Origin of the sequence: Legionella geestiana (genome assembly GCF_004571195.1) — a bacterium.
GTDB classification, from domain to species: Bacteria; Pseudomonadota; Gammaproteobacteria; order Legionellales; family Legionellaceae; genus Legionella_B; species Legionella_B geestiana.
In genome coordinates this window covers 1,897,723-1,916,751 of record NZ_CP038271.1, presented here as the reverse complement: position 1 = coordinate 1,916,751, position 19,029 = coordinate 1,897,723, and the positions used below count along the sequence as shown (strand labels likewise).

Sequence of the window (19,029 nt, the reverse complement as noted above, 5' to 3'; positions counted from 1 at the left end):
CGTTTTTCCCAAGAAGAAATGAACTTACAATAACGACCATACCATATTTTTTTGTGCAGGGAGCAATCGATGCAGACATCCTGTTGTGACACCCTCACGACCGAAACGACAGCGGTTGCCAGCACGCGCGTTCCATCAGTCGACTGGCTGCGTGGCCTCATCATGATAATGATGGCGCTTTGCCACACGCGCGATTACATCGGCTCCTCTGACTATGAGAACACGTACTGGAACGCCAGCCTCATCTGGAGGGGCACCAGTGGCGTTGATGTTCTGCACCAGCTTTTCACTCTGATTGTTCCAGGCGGTTTTTTTATGCTGATGGGTGTCAGCATCGTCTTTTTTTACACCTCCCGCAGGAAAGACGGCTGGTCCCTGGAAAAATCGCGTAACCACCTTTTACTGCGCGGCATGATACTGGTGCTGCTGCAATTTACGGTTTTACAGCTTTTTGAGATTATTGCCGAAAACACGCTCTATTTTTACATGGGAGTGCTTTTTGCGCTTGGCATCTGCATGATGGTGGCCGCCTGCGTAGAATACGTTTCATGGCGTCTTAATACCCCTTTTCTGCTGCCGCTGCTCATCATCATCGCCATCGTTATTCCTCAACAGCTGTATGTAAACTATCTGCAAAATCAGCACATTACACCAAATTTCTGGCAAACCCTTCTGCTCCTTGGCGGCGTAATGCATTACGGCATCCCGCTTTCCTTTGACTTTACTCCCCTGCCATGGTTGCCGGGCGTAATGACCGGGTTAATGGTTGGCCATCTGATGCGCCGTCATCCGCGCGATTTTATTCCCATAATTGGCAGAATCGCGCTGATATTTATCGGAACACTCGCGGTTTTTATGACGTTAAACATGACCCTCGGCCTTAAAATCGGCGATTACCGCGACTTTGACCCTTCACACACCTTTAGCGTGATGGCACTGCTGTGTTTAAGCAAATATCCGCCATCCATTAATTACTATCTGTTCTCCTGCGGCATTAACCTGGCACTGCTCTACCACCTCGATTACGCCGCGCGAAGCGCCATGCTGCGCACCCTGCTGTCGCCCATAAGAACCATCGGACAGTGCGCCCTCTTTTTTTATATTCTGCACTGGTTTGTCTATTACGGACTGTCAGTGGCACTCCCTGCCAAAGACTTCTCCGGCATGCAGGTGCTTGCAACCTGGCTCTTCGGCATTGCGATTCTGTATCCGCTGTGTGCGCTTTATCTGCGGTTTCGCCAGACCCGGCCCGTAGAGTCGTTGTGGCGCATGTTTTAACAACATGTTGTCATTAAAAGGTACCAATTTCGGTAAAGCTGCGGTATAATTTGTCGCAGTTTTTTATGCACTGTTCAGGGAGCACCATTGTCTGACCTCCTCGTTGCGCAATCTCGCGCTCATGTGCCCTCAAGACCGCTCCTGGCATGGATAACCTGCCTGTCTGCCGGGCTTTTTTTCTTCTACGAATTTTTTCAGCTGAATGTATTTGACGTGATCAACGAGCCTCTGCGCCGCGACTTTAACCTCGATGCCAGTGCCATCAGCTGGCTCTCAAGTACCTACCTCTGGGCCGATATTCTCTTCCTGCTGCCCGCAGGCGTTATTCTTGACCGCCTCTCAACTCGCACAGTGATACTCTTTTCCATGCTGGTATGCATTATCGGCACCTTCGGTTTCGGTCTGAGCCATTCTTTTTACCTGGCCGCGTTTTTCCATTTTCTTTCCGGCATCGGCAATGCTTTTTGCTTTCTCTCCTGTATCGTGCTGGTCTCCCGCTGGTTTGAGCCGGCGCGCCAGGGGCTTGTTGTAGGCTGCCTCGTAACGATGGCATTTCTTGGTGGCATGATGGCGCATACTCCCTTTGCATGGCTTAACACCCAGTTTGGCTGGCGACAGGCAATGGCGCTTGACGGCGTGCTTGGCATCCTTCTTTTTGGATGGATTTATCTAAGCGTTAAGGATTCGCCCAATGGGCGCGTCAGTCCCAAAAACCGTTCTGTTCCTTTATTGCCGCAGCTTGTATCCGTTATTCAGAACCGTCAAAACTGGCTTGCCGGTATTTACACCACCTGCCTGAACCTTCCGGTCATGGTGCTTTGCGCGCTCTGGGGAGCAAGCTATCTGCAGGCGGCGCATGGTCTTGGTGAAATGACGGCAAGCAATGTCGTCAGTCTGATTTTTACCGGCAGCCTCATTGGCTGCCCTTTGGCCGGGTGGTTATCCGATACCATGGGGCGGCGTAAAACCGTCATGCTGCTTGGCGGCGTTGCATCTCTGCTGGTCATGCTGCCGCTGCTGATTCCAGGCGTCCTGCCGCAGACGGTTCTTTCCGTACTGTTTTTTGCAACAGGGCTTTTTACCAGCACGCAGGTTATTACCTACCCGCTCGTTGCCGAGAGCAATCCTGAGCACAGTGTGGGAGCCGCCAATGCAGTTGCCTCTGTCCTCATTATGGGCGGTGCCGGTGTGGCGCAGGTCTTGTTTGGCGCACTCATGCAGTTTCATGCGGGTGCAGGGGTATTGAACTACTCTCCTGAAAGTTACCGCTTTGCGATGTGGATGTTTCCGGCAGCCATTGCGCTCGCCCTCCTGGCACTTGCGTTCATCCGTGAGACCTGGTGTCGAAACACCGCCACGCCCATCACCAACCCAGTTCCCGAACCGTTGCCGTAGGAGGTTAGCCATGGACACAGCAGAAACCGGCTGCGATTCGAGCCACATGCCATCACGGCTGATGCCATGGCTCGTGTGCTTTTCTGCGTCTCTGTTCTTTTTCTATGAATTTATCCAGGGCAACATGTTTGCATCCATTGCGGACGATATCATGCGTGACTTTGGCATAAGAGCCGACCGTATGGCGTGGCTGTCCAGCATTTATTACCTCTCCAACGTACTGTTCCTGTTTATCGCCGGCGTTCTTCTCGACCGTTTTTCCACGAAAAAAACCATTGTGGTCGCCATGGGGCTCTGTGTGGTCAGTACCTTTGTACTGGCGCGTGCCAACACCCTGTCACTGGCGCTTTTATGCCGTTTTGTAACGGGTATTGGCAGTGCTTTTTGCTTTCTCGGCCCCATTCGTATTGCCTCACGCTGGTTTCCACCGCAGCGCATGGCCCTTGTTACGGGTGCCGTAGTTACCATGGCCATGACCGGGGGCATGCTGGCGCAATATCCTCTAACCCTCCTTGTGGCGGCTTTTGGCTGGCGTCATGCCCTCGTGATGGTAGGCTGGCTGGGTGTCGCAATGCTCGCCGTCATGATGCTTTGCATTCGAGACAAACCCGAACAGGTAAAAGAAGCGCGACACATACACCCTAAGGGCTTCTTTACCGATGCCAGAAAGGCATGGCTGGCGCCACAGCCTCTGCGGGCGGCACTTTATACAAGCCTCATGAACATGGCCGTTGCCGTATACGGCTCGATGATGGGTTCTCTTTACATGGTTCAGCGTCTTGGCATTGACAAGGAAGGGGCATCCGCCATCAATACCATGCTGTTTCTCGGAGCTATTATTGGCGGGCCGTTCATCGGCTGGTGCTCGGACAGACTTGGTCTTCGGGTAATGCCGATGAAAGCCGGTGTTACTGCTTCCCTTCTTGTGGTGCTCGCGATTATTTTTCTACCGGTTTCCGCAACGGGAATGGCCGTACTCTTTTTCCTGCTGGGCTTTTTTACCGCGGCTCAGGTCATCAGTTACGCACTGGTCGCTGAAAGCAGTCCGCCGGCCATTACCGCGACCGCCGTCAGCCTGATATCCATTCTGACACAGGGTGGATACATCATTTACCAAAACCTGTTCAGTACCCTTCTGGTTGCCCATGGTGGCATGCACATGCAGCAGGGCGCACCGGTTTACACGCTGGCAGCGTATCAGTCCGCCTCTCTGATGCTCCCCGCTGGCTTGATTATCGCCCTGTTTACATTAAAAGGCCTCAGAGAAACCCATTGTCGTAACGTAGCAGGAGTGTAAAGGGCATGGAAAATCGGGTTTGCGTGCTGTTGATGGATTCGCTCGGCATTGGCGCGAGCCTTGATGCCTCAAAGTATGGGGACAGTGGCGCGAACACCCTTGGGCATATTTATGAGGCCTGTGCGACAGGGCATGCCGATATTCCTCCTGTGCGACAGGGCAGTCTTCGCATACCGAACCTTGCACGACGCGGACTGTTACACGCGCTCGTGGCAAGCTCCGGCATGGAAGTGACGGAACTTCCCAATCTTGCGCTGCCAGAGGCGCTCTTTGGCTATGCGGTGGAGCAAAGCCTTGGCAAGGATACACCCAGTGGTCACTGGGAGCTCGCCGGTGTACCGGTGCGCTTTGAGTGGGGATATTTTCCGAACACTGCCCCCTGCTTTCCGAAGGAGTTAATCGATGCGCTGATTAGGGACGCACACATCCCTGGCGTGCTTGGAGACATTCATGCCTCCGGTACCGCGATTATCGAGGCCCTTGGCGAAGAACATATGAAAAGCGGTAAACCCATTGTCTACACCTCTGCCGACAGTGTGTTCCAGATTGCCGCCCACGAAGAAACTTTTGGCCTTGAGCGCCTCTATGCCGTCTGTGAAATCGCACGCCGACTCGTTGACCCGCTGAAGATTGGACGCGTGATTGCCCGCCCCTTTACAGGGCATGCGGGTGCTTTTGTTCGCACTGGCAATCGCCGGGACTACGCGGTACCACCTCCTGCGCCAACGCTCCTTGATACATTAAAAGCCCATGGGCGCGAAGTCATTGGCATTGGTAAAGTGGGCGATATTTATGCGCACCAGGGGCTCACACAAACCATCAAGGCAGACGGCAACATGGCGTTGTTTGATGCCACCTTAAGTGCCCTGGAGACGGCTCCCCCGGGAAGTCTCGTATTCACTAATTTTGTCGATTTCGATTCTTCCTATGGTCACCGCCGTGATGTGCCCGGCTATGCCGCCGCCCTCGAAGCATTTGACCATCGCCTGCCAGAGCTTGATGCGCTGCTCAAGCCTGGGGATGCCGTACTGATTAGCGCCGATCACGGTTGCGACCCCACTTTCCCAGGGTCTGATCACACCCGCGAGCATGTGCCTGTCCTGTTTTATGGCCCGGGCCTTTCACCACGCTTCGTGGGAAGACGCGACAGCTTTGCCGACATGGGACAGACCCTTGCTGAATACCTTGGTCTCCCGCTCCTGAATGAAGGTGTGTCATTCCTGTAGGTGCCACACGTTCCTACAGCGTCTAACGGATACCCGTAAGCATTTGCCTGTCCTGTTTTATGGCCCGAACCTCTCACTACACTTTGCAGGAAGACGTGGCAGCCATGTCGACATGGTATAGACCCTTGCAGAATACCCTGGTCTCCCGCTCCTGAATGAGAGCATCTCTTTTCTGCAGGTGCCACACATTCAGACAGCATCTAACGGGTATCAGTGTTTCTAAACGCCTAACCACCTCTACACTACCCTTTACAGGATTTTCAATTTTGCCGCCACACACAATGGCTATTAATTAGACTTAAAATCCTAAATATGCTATAGATGATCATAAATTACCGTTACTGTTGTATATGCCTTGCATATCTGCCAAGAGGAATTATTATGGCTGGCTCTGCACTCGAAACAACCTATGGACTAATTGCTTCTGCAGGCAGCCCGCAAGAAGCTGCTAATTTAATATACAAGGCTTTCACCACTCATCCTATTGGAGGCAATGACAGTTTAACCAGTGAGTTTGAACATTTTTTCAAGCATGGAGAATATGAGTCTCGTCCTGATTTTAAACGCTTTGAAATGACAAAGGTACTTGAGGCATTTACTCCGGCGCAGATGCAATGGTTGGGTCCTCGTATATCCCAGCCCATAAGCAAGTATCAGCTTTTTGTTCGAAAACACGGCACAACCCCCTGAGAGGCCATAGGTCTTACTGAAGATTTCACCGAGGCTCAGCTAAAGGAAAAGCTTAAAGCACATGCGAGGAAACATCCTGATCGAGCGGGGACTGTGGCCGGGAGTGCATTGAGTAATTTCAATGAAGCTTATAGCGTAATCAAAAAGAAGGTGGATGTAGATGCCATTAAACTCTATCGGCAAAAAACATCATTACCCCGCCTGGATAAAACTGACGAAAGAATACAAAATTTGCTGAAGGCCATTAAATTTTTGCTGGAAGATAAAGAGAGGACTCAGACCCTTTTAAACCATGTAATTTATAGGGGTTCAAAAAGAATTCGACTGATTGTTGATGGCTATATCAATGAGACTATGACTGATTTCGATGCGTTGACAATATTACATTCTCTTCAGGAACATTTGGAATTTTTCAACAATTTAGAGCAAGTGCTTAAACCTTTTGTCCCCCCTGACACGCCTTCGGCGGCCAGTTCGTCTCGAGAGGAGCGACCAGAAAGCCATTATGGGCCAGATATTATAAACGCATTGAGTGCTGTTAAACGTATAACGGCAAGTGAAGAAACCTGTAACAAATTTATAAACCTCCCAGTTTATACCGGCTCAAGAAGGATACAGGACATAGTTTCAGGCTTTAAGAATAAGACCATGACCAATGAACAGGCGTTAACAATTTTAAATTCGCTTAAAACTGATAACAGGGAATTTTTTGCGCGCCTGGTGACGGAGCTTAATACTACCCTGGCACCGGTCTCCCCTGCCGCGCCTTCAGCGGCCAGTTCGTCTGTAGATGAGCAACCAAAAAGCTTTTATGGGCCGGATATTATAAACGTGTTGAGTGCTGTTAAACGTATAACGGCAAATGAAGAAACCTGTAACAGATTTATAAACCTCCCAGTTTATAAAGGCTCAAAAAGGATACAGAGCATTGTTTCAGGTTTTAAGAAAAAGACTATGACCAATGAACAGGCGTTAACAATATTAGATTCGCTTAAAAAAGATAATACGGAATTTTTCGCGCGCCTGGTGGCGGAGCTTACTACTCACATAGCACCGGTTCCCCATGCCGCGCCTTCAGCGGCGAGTTCGTCTCGAGATGAGCGAACAGAAGTCAGTAACTACCATATTTTCCAGTCATTAGCCTCGATGGTGGCGAACAGAAATTATAAACTCCTGAACCAGAGCATTCGAGAACACGCCACTGTATCGAACATAATTGACAGGCTTGAAGATATGGAGCCTTTTCGTAGAATAGAACCCTTGCTGAATACGGTGGAACCTGATGTATATCGGTCGTTACTTGAGGCTTGTAACATAATGTGTCCAACACCCAAAGCTCCGCCGGCCGGTTTTTTTGTTCCAAGAGCCATGCGTCGTATATCTCCCGATGATATTCAAGCGCTTCACCATTGCTTAACGACCAACAGAATACTGAAACAAGGTTATGCCGTTTATTCAAAGAACAGCTATTTTTCCCCTGTCTTTTGCCAAATAAGCTCGGGGGAGGTTTCAATATCTGACAAAATAAATGCATTACAACACCATATCCGAACTTTTAAATTAGACGATATTAACAATAATGACTTAACTGTATTTAAAGAATTTTTGAGCTTAACAACCACGATAATGAGCGATGCCATACGCGAGACGGGGATTAAGCTTAGCTGGAAAGAATTTTGTACAGAGATGGTAAACAAAGAAGGGGATCAGCCCCAGGACGGCATTTGGCAATTAGCAGTTGCTTATGGTGCCTCTGACTTGTATATCGACTCTGACTTGCCTTCAGCACCTTCCTTTCGAACGTAACTGACAGGCGTCTTTTTATCGGCGCTCCATTGAATTTTTGCGCAATGCCCCCATCTCATGGATTTTAGAAAACCTCTAAAGGGGGAGCCGCTTTGGAACAGTACCGCGGAACAACCATATTATCAGTACGGCGCGGCAATAGCGTTGTAATTGGCGGCGATGGCCAGGTGACCATGGGCAACACGGTCATGAAAGGCAACGCCCGTAAAGTCAGGCGCCTTTATAAAGATCAGGTGCTTGCGGGTTTTGCCGGAGGCACGGCGGATGCCTTCACGCTTTTTGAGCGTTTTGAAACTAAACTGGAAAAACACCAGGGCCATCTGGTACGAGCGGCCGTTGAACTGGCCAAAGACTGGCGCACCGACAGAATGTTGCGCCGCCTCGAAGCACTGCTTGCGGTCGCTGACAGCAAGGCCTCCCTCGTGATTACTGGAAACGGGGACGTCATTGAGCCTGAAGAGGGCCTGATAGCCATTGGCTCCGGTGGACCCTTTGCACAATCTGCCGCACGCGCACTCGTTGAAAGTACGGACTTATCCGCACGAGACATTGTTGAAAAATCATTGCGCATCGCTGGTGATATCTGCATTTATACCAACCATCATTTGACCATTGAAGAATTAAACGCCCATGAATAAAACCTCCATGATGACACCCCGTGAAATTGTCGCGGAACTTAATAAACACATTATCGGTCAGGATGCAGCCAAGCGTGCTGTTGCCATTGCACTTCGCTACCGCTGGCGCCGACAGGAAATTGAGAACAGCAGCCTGCGCGATGAAATCATGCCGAAAAACATTCTCATGATTGGCCCGACAGGCGTTGGAAAAACAGAAATTGCCCGCCGGCTTGCACGCCTTGCGCAGGCACCATTTATCAAAGTGGAAGCCACAAAATTTACCGAAGTCGGGTATGTCGGGCGCGATGTCGAACAGATTATTCGCGAGCTCGCTGACATTGGCATTAAGCAGGAACGTGAACTGGCCATGCAGCGCGTGGAGCTGATGGCGGAAGATGCTGCCGAAGAGCGTATTCTGGATGCGCTTCTTCCAGGGCCTCGTACCGCGTCTGCAGAGACAGGTTCTAATGCAACGCGCCAGGTGTTTCGCAAGCAGCTGCGCGAGGGAAAGCTGGATGACACCGAGATTGAAATAGAGTTGTCGGCAGCTCCCGTCGGCGTTGAAATCATGGCGCCTCCGGGCATGGAGGAAATGACCAGTCAGCTGCAGAACATGTTTCAGCAGATTGGCAGCAATAAAACTAAAACACAAAAGCTGCCCATCGCCAAGGCCCGTAAACTGCTGCGTGAAGAAGAGGCGGCCAAACTCGTCAATGAGGAAGAATTGCGGGCGCGTGCCATTGAAAACATAGAACAAAATGGCATCGTGTTCATTGATGAGATTGACAAGGTTGCCCGTGGTGCTGATCAGATGCGTGGCGGTGGCGATGTCTCGCGTGAAGGGGTGCAGCGTGATTTTCTGCCGCTGATAGAGGGCACCAGTGTGTCAACGCGCTATGGCATGATTCGTACGGATCACATTCTTTTTATTGCCTCAGGCGCCTTTCACATGTCCAAACCCTCCGACCTTATTGCCGAACTCCAGGGGCGCCTCCCGGTTCGGGTGGAGTTGAATGCACTCACGGTCGATGATTTCATGCGCATTCTCACAGAACCCAGCGCCTCGCTGACGCAACAGTACATAGCTCTGATGGCCACTGAAGGGGTAACGCTGTCCTTTGCCGATTCAGGTGTTAAACGCATTGCCGAAGTTGCATGGCAGGTGAATGAGCGCACGGAAAACATCGGAGCACGCCGCCTGTATACCGTCATGGAGCGCCTGCTTGAAACCTTGTCTTTTGATGCGTCCGAACGCTCTGGAGAATCACTGACCGTGGATGCTGATTATGTGCAGGAAAACCTTGGTAATCTGGTTGGGGATGAAGACCTTGCACGCTATATTCTTTAAGCATTCAAAAGCGGGAGGAATCCGCTGTTTTTACGCTTAGCCATTATGTCCCGGCGTTATTAGTAACGTTTTGGACGGTTTTTATATCACCGCGCCCGCTCCCGCGAAACACATCATCAACCCGTTAAAGTTTCTCGCGGGAGCGGGGAAAGGCGCGGTTTTATCTGTGCTGGTTTGAAACTTTCACATGCTGTGAAACGGCGATGATAACGTCACCATTGATATGTTGCGGGGGAGTTGCAGGTTCAGCCATGGGATTTTTTGCAGGTAATAAAGCCGTGAGCATGCTGCTATCACATGAAACGAGTTTGACCCCGGATCCTCTTCAAGAGCCGCGTGAAGTTGCATCGCCTTATTAGGGCGTATCATCAACTAATTTTTTGAAGTAAAAATTTGGATGATTGTTAATTATTTTGTGCTTGAATGAGGCCAATAGTGGACGCTATTTAACGAATTCAAGCACAAAGAGATGCCAATCAGCCGCATTTGCTGCCAAAAAACTTGATTGATGACACGCCCTAAATTATCCCGATTTTTGACTCGCGACACAAATGTAATCACGCCCTAATACAGCGTATACACCAGTCCAAGTTCAACCAGTTGCTGAAACGGCGTGGTTGTAGTGATTTTCGTAGTGTTGCTGACTTTGTCAAAAGTGCGAAAGTGAATATTCTCATAATCGATAAGGCTGTAATCAACACGCAGGCCGAACTTCCTGCCAATATCGTGTGCCGCTCCAAGACCGTAGCGCAAGCCACCAATCCGCTTACTCAGGTTTTGCAGAGAAACATCAGTGGTTTTTGACTTAAACTCAGCGTTCTCATAGCCAAGACGCGCATAAAAAAGCGTATCCGGGCTATATTTAAAGCCTGGCAGAATGCTCACGCCAAAATGATTATTCATGGTCAAACGGGTTTCACTGAAGCTTCTGTTCAGGAATTCGTCGTTTCTAGAAGTGTTTTTTACCGAACTGAGACTTGCGTTGAATTCAGCACCCATATACATACGGTTAAAAGTGCGATATAAACCACCAAAAACCGAGCCCTGAACGCCTGTAGCAGATAATTGAGCATCGTTAAATACATTAAACGTACCGGGCTGCCATACATGTGACTGCTGCGACAGACGCACAAAATCTGAGCCTACACCAACCCCCACATATGCTCCTGCATAAGCACCTGCAGCAAAACTTGAAAGGCACAAAACACTCATCATCCGATTGTAAAACATCAAGCACTTCCTCCCTGATTACCACCTGCTCCCGATGAGCAGGTGGGCACTATCCATCTTTAGAACGTAGATGACATGCTAAACTGGAATACCTGCTCAACATCGGTACGCTGTTTATTGAGTGGTTTCGCAACGCTGAATGCCAGCGGTCCGAAGGGAGAGCGCCACTCAACGGATACACCCGCAGAATAGCGCATGGGGCCTTCAAGGAACCCGGTAAGTGGCGCTGGCGTATTCACGGCAAACACGTTACCCGCATCCACAAACGCCGTGGTACGAACCATATCCCGGCTCAGCGGATAGGGCATAATCAATCCGGCACTGCCATTCACAAGTAAGTTCGCACCCAGCGCGTTGCCGTAAATATCAATTGGCCCCAGCGAGAAACTCTCGTAACCGCGTACCTGTCCGGGTGTCGCGATACCCCCTGCGTAGTAGTTTTCGAAAAACGGCAGGCCCTGGTTATCAAAAGTATTACCGTAGTTAACATTACCAAGCAGGGTGAAAATGAACCCTTTGACTAGCGGCTGGTAGAGGTGCGCCTGATAGCCGGCCTTATAGTAAGACAGTGAATCCGAATTGGCAGGCAGTGCCAGCATCACAGATGCCTGCTGATTAAGCCCATGATTCGGGTAAGGCATCTGGTCGTAGGAATTACGGCTCCAGCCACTTGTCAGGTGAAACTCCTGGAAGTTTCGTCCGAAAAGATCTACAAAGTTACGAATTTGCTGTACGCGCCCGACGGATTGGATATAAAGGCCCTGGTAGCCATAGCCTGCCTGAAACGCGCTTTTCTCACCCAGCAGGATGTTATACGTGACATCACCACCATAACGGTCGGAAGAGTACTGAGCAACATCGAGTTTTTGCGGGTCAACGGTCTGGAAGTAGAGGTTTAAACCACGCCCAACACCCGTTTGTGTATAAAACGGGTTGTAGTAGCTGAAAGAATAGGTCTGTCCCCAGTAGTTGGCAGTAAAGTTAACACCGGTTGAACGCCCTGTTCCCATAAAGTTCGCCTGGTTAAAGGCTGCGTTCACCTGTGGACCGTTGGTACCATAACCAATAGAGGCGCTGGCTTCAGCAGAGGGCGCTTCTTCAACGGCCACATCCATATCCACCTGATTGTTCGCGCCCGGTACCGGTGTCGTTTTAACATTGACGTTTTTCAGGTAGCCAAGCATGCGAAGCTTACGCTCTGATTCCTTGATATTGTGCAGTGACAGCAGACCGCCTTCATTCTGCTGGATGACGTTACGCAGCACGTAATCAGCGGTTTTGATGTTGCCATGGAAGTTAATGCGGCGCACGTACACATGCCGGCCGGGGTCAATCATGAAGGTGATGAAAACGGTTCGGTTTTCTTCATCAAGCTTTGGTTCAGCGTTAATGGCAGGAAAACCATACCCCACATCTCCGAGGGCAAGCCCAATCGCGGAAATGGACTCCGTTACCTTTTTACGCGAAAACACTTCTCCCTTGCGCACCTGTATCAGGGCCTCAATCTTTTCCTTCGGCAGAATCAGATTGCCGGCCAGCGCATGACCTGCAAAATGATACTGCGGTCCCTCATCGACCGTCACCGTGATAAATACATCTTTTTTGTCGGGCGACAGTAACACCTGGGACGAAACAATGTTGAATTTTAAATAACCGCGGTCAAGGTAAAACGAGCGCAGTGCTTCCAGAGAGGCATCCATCGCGGCTTTTGAGTACTGATCTTTTTTCGTAAAGTACGTCAGGATATTGCTCGTGGTCAGCGACATTTCCGGCATCAGTTCGGAAGCGCTGAAATCATGGTTTCCAATAAATCGGATTTCGCGAATGCGCGATACCCGCCCTTCCGATACGTTGATAGTAATGGCGACACGGTTTTCGGTAAGAGAGGCAACACTTGATTCAATGCGCGCGTTGTATTTGCCCCGGGCGTTGTAAGCCTGCTTAAGCTCTTTTTCGAGGCGCTCAAGGGCTGAACGCTGAAAGACACGCCCTTTGGCGAGTCCGAGCTGTTTCAAAAGCTCTTTCATCTGGTCGCCGGCGATTTCTTTATTTCCAGTGACAGTAACTGAACCAATGGTTGCGCGTTCGATAACGTGTACCACAAGAACATTGCCCTGTCGTTCCAGTGACACATCCTGGAAAAAACCGGTTTCGTACAGTGCACGAATAATCTGCGGCGTTGTTGCCGGATTGATTTCTTCGCCCACCTGAACCGGCATGTAGTTGAGCACGGTTCCAAGCGATACCCGCTGCAGACCGACTACGCGAATGTCTTTGACCACAAAGCCGTCGTCTGCCAGAGCCGGTACAGACCAGCCCAGTGCTGCAGAGCACACGATACCAAGAACCCACTGCTTACTGACTATTTTCATTGTTTTTATACGTCCAGCACTACAAGCACACCCGCACTCACCGCGTGAATACGGCAATGAGAGACCCTTTTATCGAAACCGCTCAACCCTGTCAAGCTCTGTGATATGACGACAGCATCTAAGAAATGAGAACACTCCCGAGTCGCGCCACATCATTTGTCAGCGCAATCACCATCAGCGCCATTAATACCGCAAGCCCCACATAGGCTCCCGCGGTTTTCACGCCTTCCGGTACAGGTCGCCGAAACACCACTTCCATCAGGTAATAGAAAAGATGACCGCCATCGAGCAATGGAACGGGAAGCAGGTTCAACACACCAAGGCTAATGCTCACCAGCGCAAGGAACGAGAGGTACCAGACAAACCCGCTGCGTGCCGACTCGCCCGCACCCTCGGCAATGCCAACAGGCCCACTGAGATTTTTCAGGGCGAGCTGCCCGGTCAGAAAGCGTCCAATCGAGATAAAAGTGGCGCCGGTCAGGTGCAGCGTTTGTGAAAAGGCCTCGGGAATTGCCTGAAGCGGCGTTTCGCGCTGCACGCGATACCAGCCCTTTGGCCAATCAGGTTTGAGCGACAACAGCCCAAGATAGCCCTCACGCCGCCCCGCAGACTCCTGCGACCCAATGCTCACGTTAAGGTTCAAAAGACCGCCATCCCGCTTGACCTGTACGTTAACATCGGTATCAGGACGCGCCCGCACCAACGTGACGAAATCCACCCAGTCGCCAACCGGTTCGGCATTGACGGAAACCACCCTGTCTCCTGGCAGAAACCCGGCCTTCGCCGCCGGTGAACCATCCACCACCTCACCTACAACGGGCTTCAACTTCGGCATGAAGGGAAGAATGCCCAGGCTTTCGAATAAGGATACCCTGCCGGAATCAAGCTGCAGGCGCTCCATCGGCAGCTTGAGCGGTATCTCCCTGCCGCTTTTCATATCGCGTACCACCACGGGGACCGCCACTTTACTGCCTAAAAACGGCAGCAGTGCATACTGAAAATCACGCCAGCTCGCAACCGGTATATCGCCAAGACGCACAATTTCCTGTGAAGCGCGCAGCCCCATATCATCAGCGATGCTTTGAGGGCGCACCTCACCTACGATGGGCGCGAGCGTCTTGAATCCAATTATCAATGCCAGCCAGAGGGCAAAAAACGCAAAGAGAAGATTAAAAACCGGCCCCGCCGCAACAATCGCGATACGCGACCATACCGGCTGGCAGTCAAACGCCTCACTGCGTTCGGATGGCGCGACCTCGGCCTCCGTTGTATCGAGCATTTTGACATATCCCCCAAGCGGGAAAGCCGACCATGCAAACTCGGTGTGGTGACGGTTTCTAAAACGCGCCAGCACCGGACCAAAGCCAAAGGAAAAACGCAGTACCCGAACCCCGCAGGCACGCGCCACCAGATAATGACCGGCCTCATGCACAATAACCAGCACAAAGAGTGCGAGAAGAAAGGACATAAGAGTGGTCAGCATGTCAGGCTACCTTCAAGAGGTGGCAGCAGGCCAGATAAAAAAGAGGCAGTGCTGCAATGAGGCTGTCAATGCGGTCAAGCATGCCTCCGTGTCCCGGGAAAAAACGCCCGGTATCCTTCAGGCCACAGCGGCGCTTCAGCATGCTGAAAAATAAATCGCCGATCACAGATACCAGTGCCACCGTAAATGCAACGCCATACCAGAGCAGCGTTTCAGGCGGTGCGAAATAGAGAGCGCCGCCAAATGCCACGAGCATGGAAAGCGCCAGACCGCCGCAAAGGCCTTCCACCGTTTTCCCAGGACTGACACGCACCAGCAGTTTGTGCCGTCCCCATGCTTTTCCCGCGAGATAGGCACCGATGTCCGCCGCCCAGACAAGCAGCAGCACGTACACCAGAAGTTCCCGTCCCCGGGGCATGACACACAGCGCGTGCAGGGTTCCTGCAAAAAGCGGCAGCAGCAGACAGGCAGCAAGGTATATGAGTGCGCGATGCCCCCAGAGCGTTTCTGACGCGGGATAGGTCAGCATCAGCATGAGCGCTATCAGCCAGAAACCGGCTGCCAGCACACCGGTCAAGGGCGTGCAAAGCGCCACATGCGCTGCAGCGACTGAAAGAAGGGTCAATACCACCAGCAGTCCGGTACGAGAGGAACGGCCCTTAAGCGGTACCAGACCCTGCCATTCCACCCCGGCTGTCAGCACCAGGGCGAGCACCATCATGTCAAGCAGGCGGGAGTCCGCAAGAAAAATAAGCGCCAGTACCAGCGGTACCAGAATCAGCGTGGTCAGCAGCCGCTGCCTAAACATGAGAGACCTCTTCGCAAGATTGAGCCAGGGCACCAAAACGGCGCTCGCGCCGGGCAAATCCATCCAGGGCTTGTGCCATGGCGTCACGGTTGAAATCCGGCCAGTGGAGCGCCGTGAAATACAGTTCGGTATAAGCAAACTGCCACAGGTAAAAGTTACTGAGACGCTGCTCACCGCTCGTGCGAATAAAAAGATCAGGCTCCGGCAGGTCGCCGGTTGCAAGCGCTGCGGCAAAGGTGGTTTCGTCAATGGCATCGGGTGCGAGTTCGCCGCGCGCCACGCGTGAAGCGAGCGCACGTGCGGCCTGAACGATATCCCACTTTCCGCCGTAACTCACCACCACATTCACTAAAAGACGCGTATTATCGCCGGTAAAGGCTTCCGCTTCCTGCATGCGATCGCGCAATATTTCTGGCAGCAGGTTTCTATCGCCGGTAAAACGCAGACGGATACCGTGCTGGTGCAGCTCTTCGAGCTGGGAAACCAGAGATTCGGCAAAAAGCTGCATGAGAAAGCTGACTTCACGCTCAGGACGCGACCAGTTTTCCATACTGAAGGCAAAAAGGCTCAGCACCGGTATCTGAAACTCAAGACAGGCACGTATCGTCGCCTTCACCGCTTCCATACCGGCACGATGTCCCTCCGCACGGGGCAGGCCACGGCTTTCTGCCCATCGTCCGTTACCATCCATTACGATGGCAACATGCCGGGGTATATTCTGGTTCAACGCAATTCCGCCTTTTGAAAAAAGGTCTGTAGTGTAACCGCTTTGACGGCAAATATTAACCCCCCGCAGTCCGCACTATCCGTATTGCTGCCAAACCGTTGAATTTGCAACCACACTATGTAGCTCAGACACACTCTGGATGCACTTACTCCGCGCATAACCGGATTTACCGCCGCTGTTGGAGAGGATTTAAAATATCAACAGATTCTGGTTTTTATGATACGGTTAAACGCAAAAATCGTCCTGGAAACAGCGAGGAGCATCGCGGCATGCCAAAACTTCGCACACTGGAAAAGCACCTTTCCCATCCCCTGGCACGACACATTCCGGAGACGGTATGGTACAGTCGATACTTTGAGTGCGAGGCGCTCGATGCTGAATTACAAAGAATGGAAGGCTCTCTGGAGACAGCGTCGCTACCCCTTCAACCCGTTGAGAGACCCTTAAAATCCTTACTCTGCATGCTGTATGGTCATAGAGAGCATGGGGTAGAAGCCGTTCTCGCTGCATCCCGGGCCATGGGGTGTGACGACCTGAGTATTTTCATTGCAGGTGCCTGTGTCGGGCGCACCGACCTTCTTCATGCGCTCGGGCAGGCAATGGCGCTCGAACCACACAGGCAGGCTATTCAGGCCGAAAACTATTATCTCTACTGGATAGTGGCAGTTGCGGGCCACCTCGAAATCCTCAAGCACTTTGAAAGCCTGATGAGTGAAGAGCAACAAATGGAGGCGATAAAGGTCCTTAACTATTACGGATATGCCGCCACAGCAGCATGCGGCCATCTGGATATTCTCAAGCACCTTGAAAGCCGGATGAGCGAGGCGCAAAAGCTGGAGGCGCTCCTGGCTGGAGACTATGGAGCATATAGCTCTGCCGCAACAGAAAACCACCCCGAGATTCTCGAGCACTTTGAAAACCGAATGAGTGATGCGCAAAAGCGGGAGGCGCTGCAGACTGATGACTATGGCATGTATCGTTATACCGCAGCACACGGCCATCTAGATATCCTGAAGCATCTGGAAAACCAGATGAGCGAGGCGCAAGTGCTGGAGGCGCTGCAGGCTGGTAACTATTTCGCCTATCGGATAGCCGCAGCATGCAGTCGCCAGCTCGTCCTCGAGCACCTCCATCGTAAACCCCTCATTTTTGCCTGGGCTGAAATGCACATGCGCGAATACGGCCATCATGTGCGCCCGTATGCTGAAGCCCGTCTGCAGGAGTGGCAGGAAGCGTCAGAGGCTTTTGCCGCAAGTAACCCCAACGGCGTCTTTACCCTTAATGCGACTGATGCGCGACTTGCCTTTTATGTGGCGCGCCATTTGATACGGGAAAACACCGAAGAAGCCCTTGAGCATTTGCGCTTTCTGATGCGCATCCCGGGCGTTGCGGTCCTTGCACATCGAGCTGTCACGCCGAACGAGACTAACGAGCTGCTGCGCCTCGCGCTCGCCACTGAAAACGAGGCAGCCGCTGCCATCCTGTTGACACTCGCACCAGTGCGCATCCTCGCTGAAGAAAACCAGTTCTATGTCCATGAGATGCAGGGAGGATTGGACCTGCGCGCCCTTGCCGAGGACCGCGAGTCATCCATGCGCGTTCTGACCAAAGCCGAGCAAAAGCGCATCCGGCGTATCCATGCTCACTATGGAGAGGTCCTGCAATTCACGGGAGCTGAGAACCTCCTTGAAATTCTGCGTGAGCGCCTGCGTGAACGCTGCCTTGACCATCCGGCCTGCATCACCGTCAACGACACCACCATCCACCTCCCCCTGACTTGGAACGAATTTCTCGAGATGCCGCTTGAACAGGATGCGCGGGAAGCGGCGCTGAAGGCGTATCATGCACACCCGGCGCACACGGCCCTGCGCTGGCTCCTCCGCCCAAACCCCTGGATGGCGGAAAATGCGGCCTATGTCGAAGGCAACCCCGCTTTACATACGGGCTACTCCACCTTCGAAAATTACCACACCCTGATTGGACTCCTCTGGCTCGCGGCCAGTGACGAGAACACACCGGCCACAGACGGGCACACCCTTGAGGGACGAATCGAGCATTTTATTCGCGAGCTTGCCCTCATTGGACGCGCTCACAACTGGGACCGCACGCGCCCTGTACAGCGCGCTGACGGCACCGAGGCGCGTGAGGAGTATGATAATGTCAAAGAAGGCGACATGCCGAGCTGCTACTCCGGCGTCAACCGCCGCCTCTTTCAATCCGTGATTGGGCACCCCTTCATGCATCCCTTTGGCAACGACATCCTGGAAGCTGAGCTGCGTGATTTTGCCCGCAGTCACTTCTTACAACAGCTCACGGCCGATAAACGTGCACATCTTCTTGATGCAGAGGAGGCCATAGCAAACCTCGAGCCGCTGACGGGCGACCAGCTCGAAGCCATGGAAAGCCTCAATATCAGCGAAGAAAAAGGGCGCGCCTTCATTGACAGCCTGCAAAAAAAATACGCCGAAGAGTGGACGCCTGCCTGCTCGGCTTTCCTGCAGGACTGGCTGGTACTGCCACGGGCCGGCATCACTACACACGTGAGCAGTCTTTGGATGTTGACCGATTTTTCAAACCTGCTCAGGTCACCTGCCCCAGTCGCCTCTCCCTCTGCCGCGCGCGAAGGTTTCTTTGCCACAACCAATAGCGCGGCATCCTCAGGCAGGCAGGCGTCATCGGATAACGGTAACGCCATAATAAGCAGGTGCTCCTGCTGGATACTGTAGTAAGGATGGCCGGGAGGGGGAGC

General features: G+C 52.1%; 14 protein-coding genes. 9 read left to right on the top strand and 5 right to left on the bottom strand.

Annotated elements, in window-relative coordinates:
• Nucleotides 1–69: 69 nt before the first annotated feature.
• The 8 genes from E4T54_RS08575 to hslU all read left to right on the top strand — a co-directional run bounded on the left by E4T54_RS08575 (nucleotide 70) and on the right by hslU (nucleotide 9,660).
• Nucleotides 70–1,278, top strand: coding sequence for a heparan-alpha-glucosaminide N-acetyltransferase domain-containing protein (locus tag E4T54_RS08575; RefSeq protein WP_028386279.1), 1,209 nt, complete (start codon nucleotides 70–72; stop codon nucleotides 1,276–1,278).
• Between the two features lie 87 nt (nucleotides 1,279–1,365).
• Nucleotides 1,366–2,673, top strand: a complete 1,308-nt coding sequence (locus tag E4T54_RS08570; RefSeq protein ID WP_051550878.1) for an MFS transporter — start codon at nucleotides 1,366–1,368, stop codon at nucleotides 2,671–2,673.
• A gap of 10 nt (nucleotides 2,674–2,683) precedes the next feature.
• A complete protein-coding gene (locus E4T54_RS08565; RefSeq protein ID WP_035902050.1) occupies nucleotides 2,684–3,970 on the top strand; it encodes an MFS transporter in 1,287 nt (428 codons plus the stop codon).
• A gap of 5 nt (nucleotides 3,971–3,975) precedes the next feature.
• The gene (locus tag E4T54_RS08560) at nucleotides 3,976–5,196 is read left to right on the top strand and encodes a phosphopentomutase (RefSeq protein ID WP_028386281.1); all 1,221 of its coding nucleotides are present in this window, start codon (nucleotides 3,976–3,978) and stop codon (nucleotides 5,194–5,196) included.
• Nucleotides 5,197–5,577: 381 nt separating this feature from the next.
• Entirely contained in the window at nucleotides 5,578–5,886 is a 309-nt protein-coding gene (locus E4T54_RS08555) for a hypothetical protein (RefSeq protein WP_028386282.1), read from the top strand.
• Nucleotides 5,887–5,994: 108 nt separating this feature from the next.
• On the top strand, nucleotides 5,995–7,692 hold the full coding sequence (locus tag E4T54_RS08550) for a hypothetical protein (protein WP_131793749.1): 1,698 nt from the start codon (nucleotides 5,995–5,997) through the stop codon (nucleotides 7,690–7,692).
• Between the two features lie 92 nt (nucleotides 7,693–7,784).
• Nucleotides 7,785–8,330 carry an ATP-dependent protease subunit HslV gene (hslV, locus tag E4T54_RS08545; RefSeq protein WP_028386284.1) on the top strand — a complete coding sequence of 182 codons (546 nt, stop codon included), beginning with the start codon at nucleotides 7,785–7,787 and terminating at the stop codon, nucleotides 8,328–8,330.
• Nucleotides 8,323–9,660, top strand: a complete 1,338-nt coding sequence (gene hslU, locus E4T54_RS08540) for an ATP-dependent protease ATPase subunit HslU (protein ID WP_028386285.1) — start codon at nucleotides 8,323–8,325, stop codon at nucleotides 9,658–9,660. Before hslV ends, hslU begins: the two co-directional genes overlap by 8 nt.
• A 564-nt stretch (nucleotides 9,661–10,224) precedes the next feature.
• Here the strand turns inward: hslU and E4T54_RS08535 are convergent.
• The 5 genes from E4T54_RS08535 to uppS form a co-directional block, all read right to left on the bottom strand.
• A complete protein-coding gene (locus tag E4T54_RS08535; protein WP_051550879.1) occupies nucleotides 10,225–10,890 on the bottom strand; it encodes an outer membrane beta-barrel protein in 666 nt (221 codons plus the stop codon).
• Between the two features lie 59 nt (nucleotides 10,891–10,949).
• Nucleotides 10,950–13,262 carry an outer membrane protein assembly factor BamA gene (gene bamA / locus E4T54_RS08530; protein ID WP_028386286.1) on the bottom strand — a complete coding sequence of 771 codons (2,313 nt, stop codon included), beginning with the start codon at nucleotides 13,260–13,262 and terminating at the stop codon, nucleotides 10,950–10,952.
• Between the two features lie 118 nt (nucleotides 13,263–13,380).
• Nucleotides 13,381–14,745, bottom strand: coding sequence for an RIP metalloprotease RseP (gene rseP / locus E4T54_RS08525; protein ID WP_028386287.1), 1,365 nt, complete (start codon nucleotides 14,743–14,745; stop codon nucleotides 13,381–13,383).
• Between the two features lies 1 nt (nucleotide 14,746).
• Nucleotides 14,747–15,553: a phosphatidate cytidylyltransferase gene (locus E4T54_RS08520; protein WP_028386288.1), complete on the bottom strand. Its 807-nt coding sequence runs from the start codon at nucleotides 15,551–15,553 to the stop codon at nucleotides 14,747–14,749.
• Entirely contained in the window at nucleotides 15,546–16,280 is a 735-nt protein-coding gene (gene uppS / locus E4T54_RS08515; RefSeq protein WP_028386289.1) for a polyprenyl diphosphate synthase, read from the bottom strand. The genes E4T54_RS08520 and uppS overlap by 8 nt, the downstream gene beginning before the upstream one ends.
• Nucleotides 16,281–16,549: 269 nt before the next feature.
• Here uppS and E4T54_RS08510 point away from each other — a divergent pair, with 269 nt between their 5' ends.
• The gene (locus tag E4T54_RS08510) at nucleotides 16,550–19,006 is read left to right on the top strand and encodes a hypothetical protein (RefSeq protein ID WP_115152854.1); all 2,457 of its coding nucleotides are present in this window, start codon (nucleotides 16,550–16,552) and stop codon (nucleotides 19,004–19,006) included.
• Nucleotides 19,007–19,029 lie beyond the last annotated feature (23 nt).

What these genes read in the sequence shown, in the direction of transcription:
- E4T54_RS08575 (WP_028386279.1), top strand. Translation starts at nt 70, where the DNA reads ATGCAGACATCCTGTTGTGACACCCTCACGACCGAAACGACAGCGGTT.
- E4T54_RS08565 (WP_035902050.1), top strand. Translation starts at nt 2,684, where the DNA reads ATGGACACAGCAGAAACCGGCTGCGATTCGAGCCACATGCCATCACGG.
- E4T54_RS08560 (WP_028386281.1), top strand. Translation starts at nt 3,976, where the DNA reads ATGGAAAATCGGGTTTGCGTGCTGTTGATGGATTCGCTCGGCATTGGC.
- E4T54_RS08555 (WP_028386282.1), top strand. Translation starts at nt 5,578, where the DNA reads ATGGCTGGCTCTGCACTCGAAACAACCTATGGACTAATTGCTTCTGCA.
- hslU (WP_028386285.1), top strand. Translation starts at nt 8,323, where the DNA reads ATGAATAAAACCTCCATGATGACACCCCGTGAAATTGTCGCGGAACTT.
- E4T54_RS08535 (WP_051550879.1), bottom strand. Translation starts at nt 10,890, where the DNA reads ATGTTTTACAATCGGATGATGAGTGTTTTGTGCCTTTCAAGTTTTGCT.
- bamA (WP_028386286.1), bottom strand. Translation starts at nt 13,262, where the DNA reads ATGAAAATAGTCAGTAAGCAGTGGGTTCTTGGTATCGTGTGCTCTGCA.
- rseP (WP_028386287.1), bottom strand. Translation starts at nt 14,745, where the DNA reads ATGCTGACCACTCTTATGTCCTTTCTTCTCGCACTCTTTGTGCTGGTT.
- E4T54_RS08520 (WP_028386288.1), bottom strand. Translation starts at nt 15,553, where the DNA reads ATGTTTAGGCAGCGGCTGCTGACCACGCTGATTCTGGTACCGCTGGTA.
- E4T54_RS08510 (WP_115152854.1), top strand. Translation starts at nt 16,550, where the DNA reads ATGCCAAAACTTCGCACACTGGAAAAGCACCTTTCCCATCCCCTGGCA.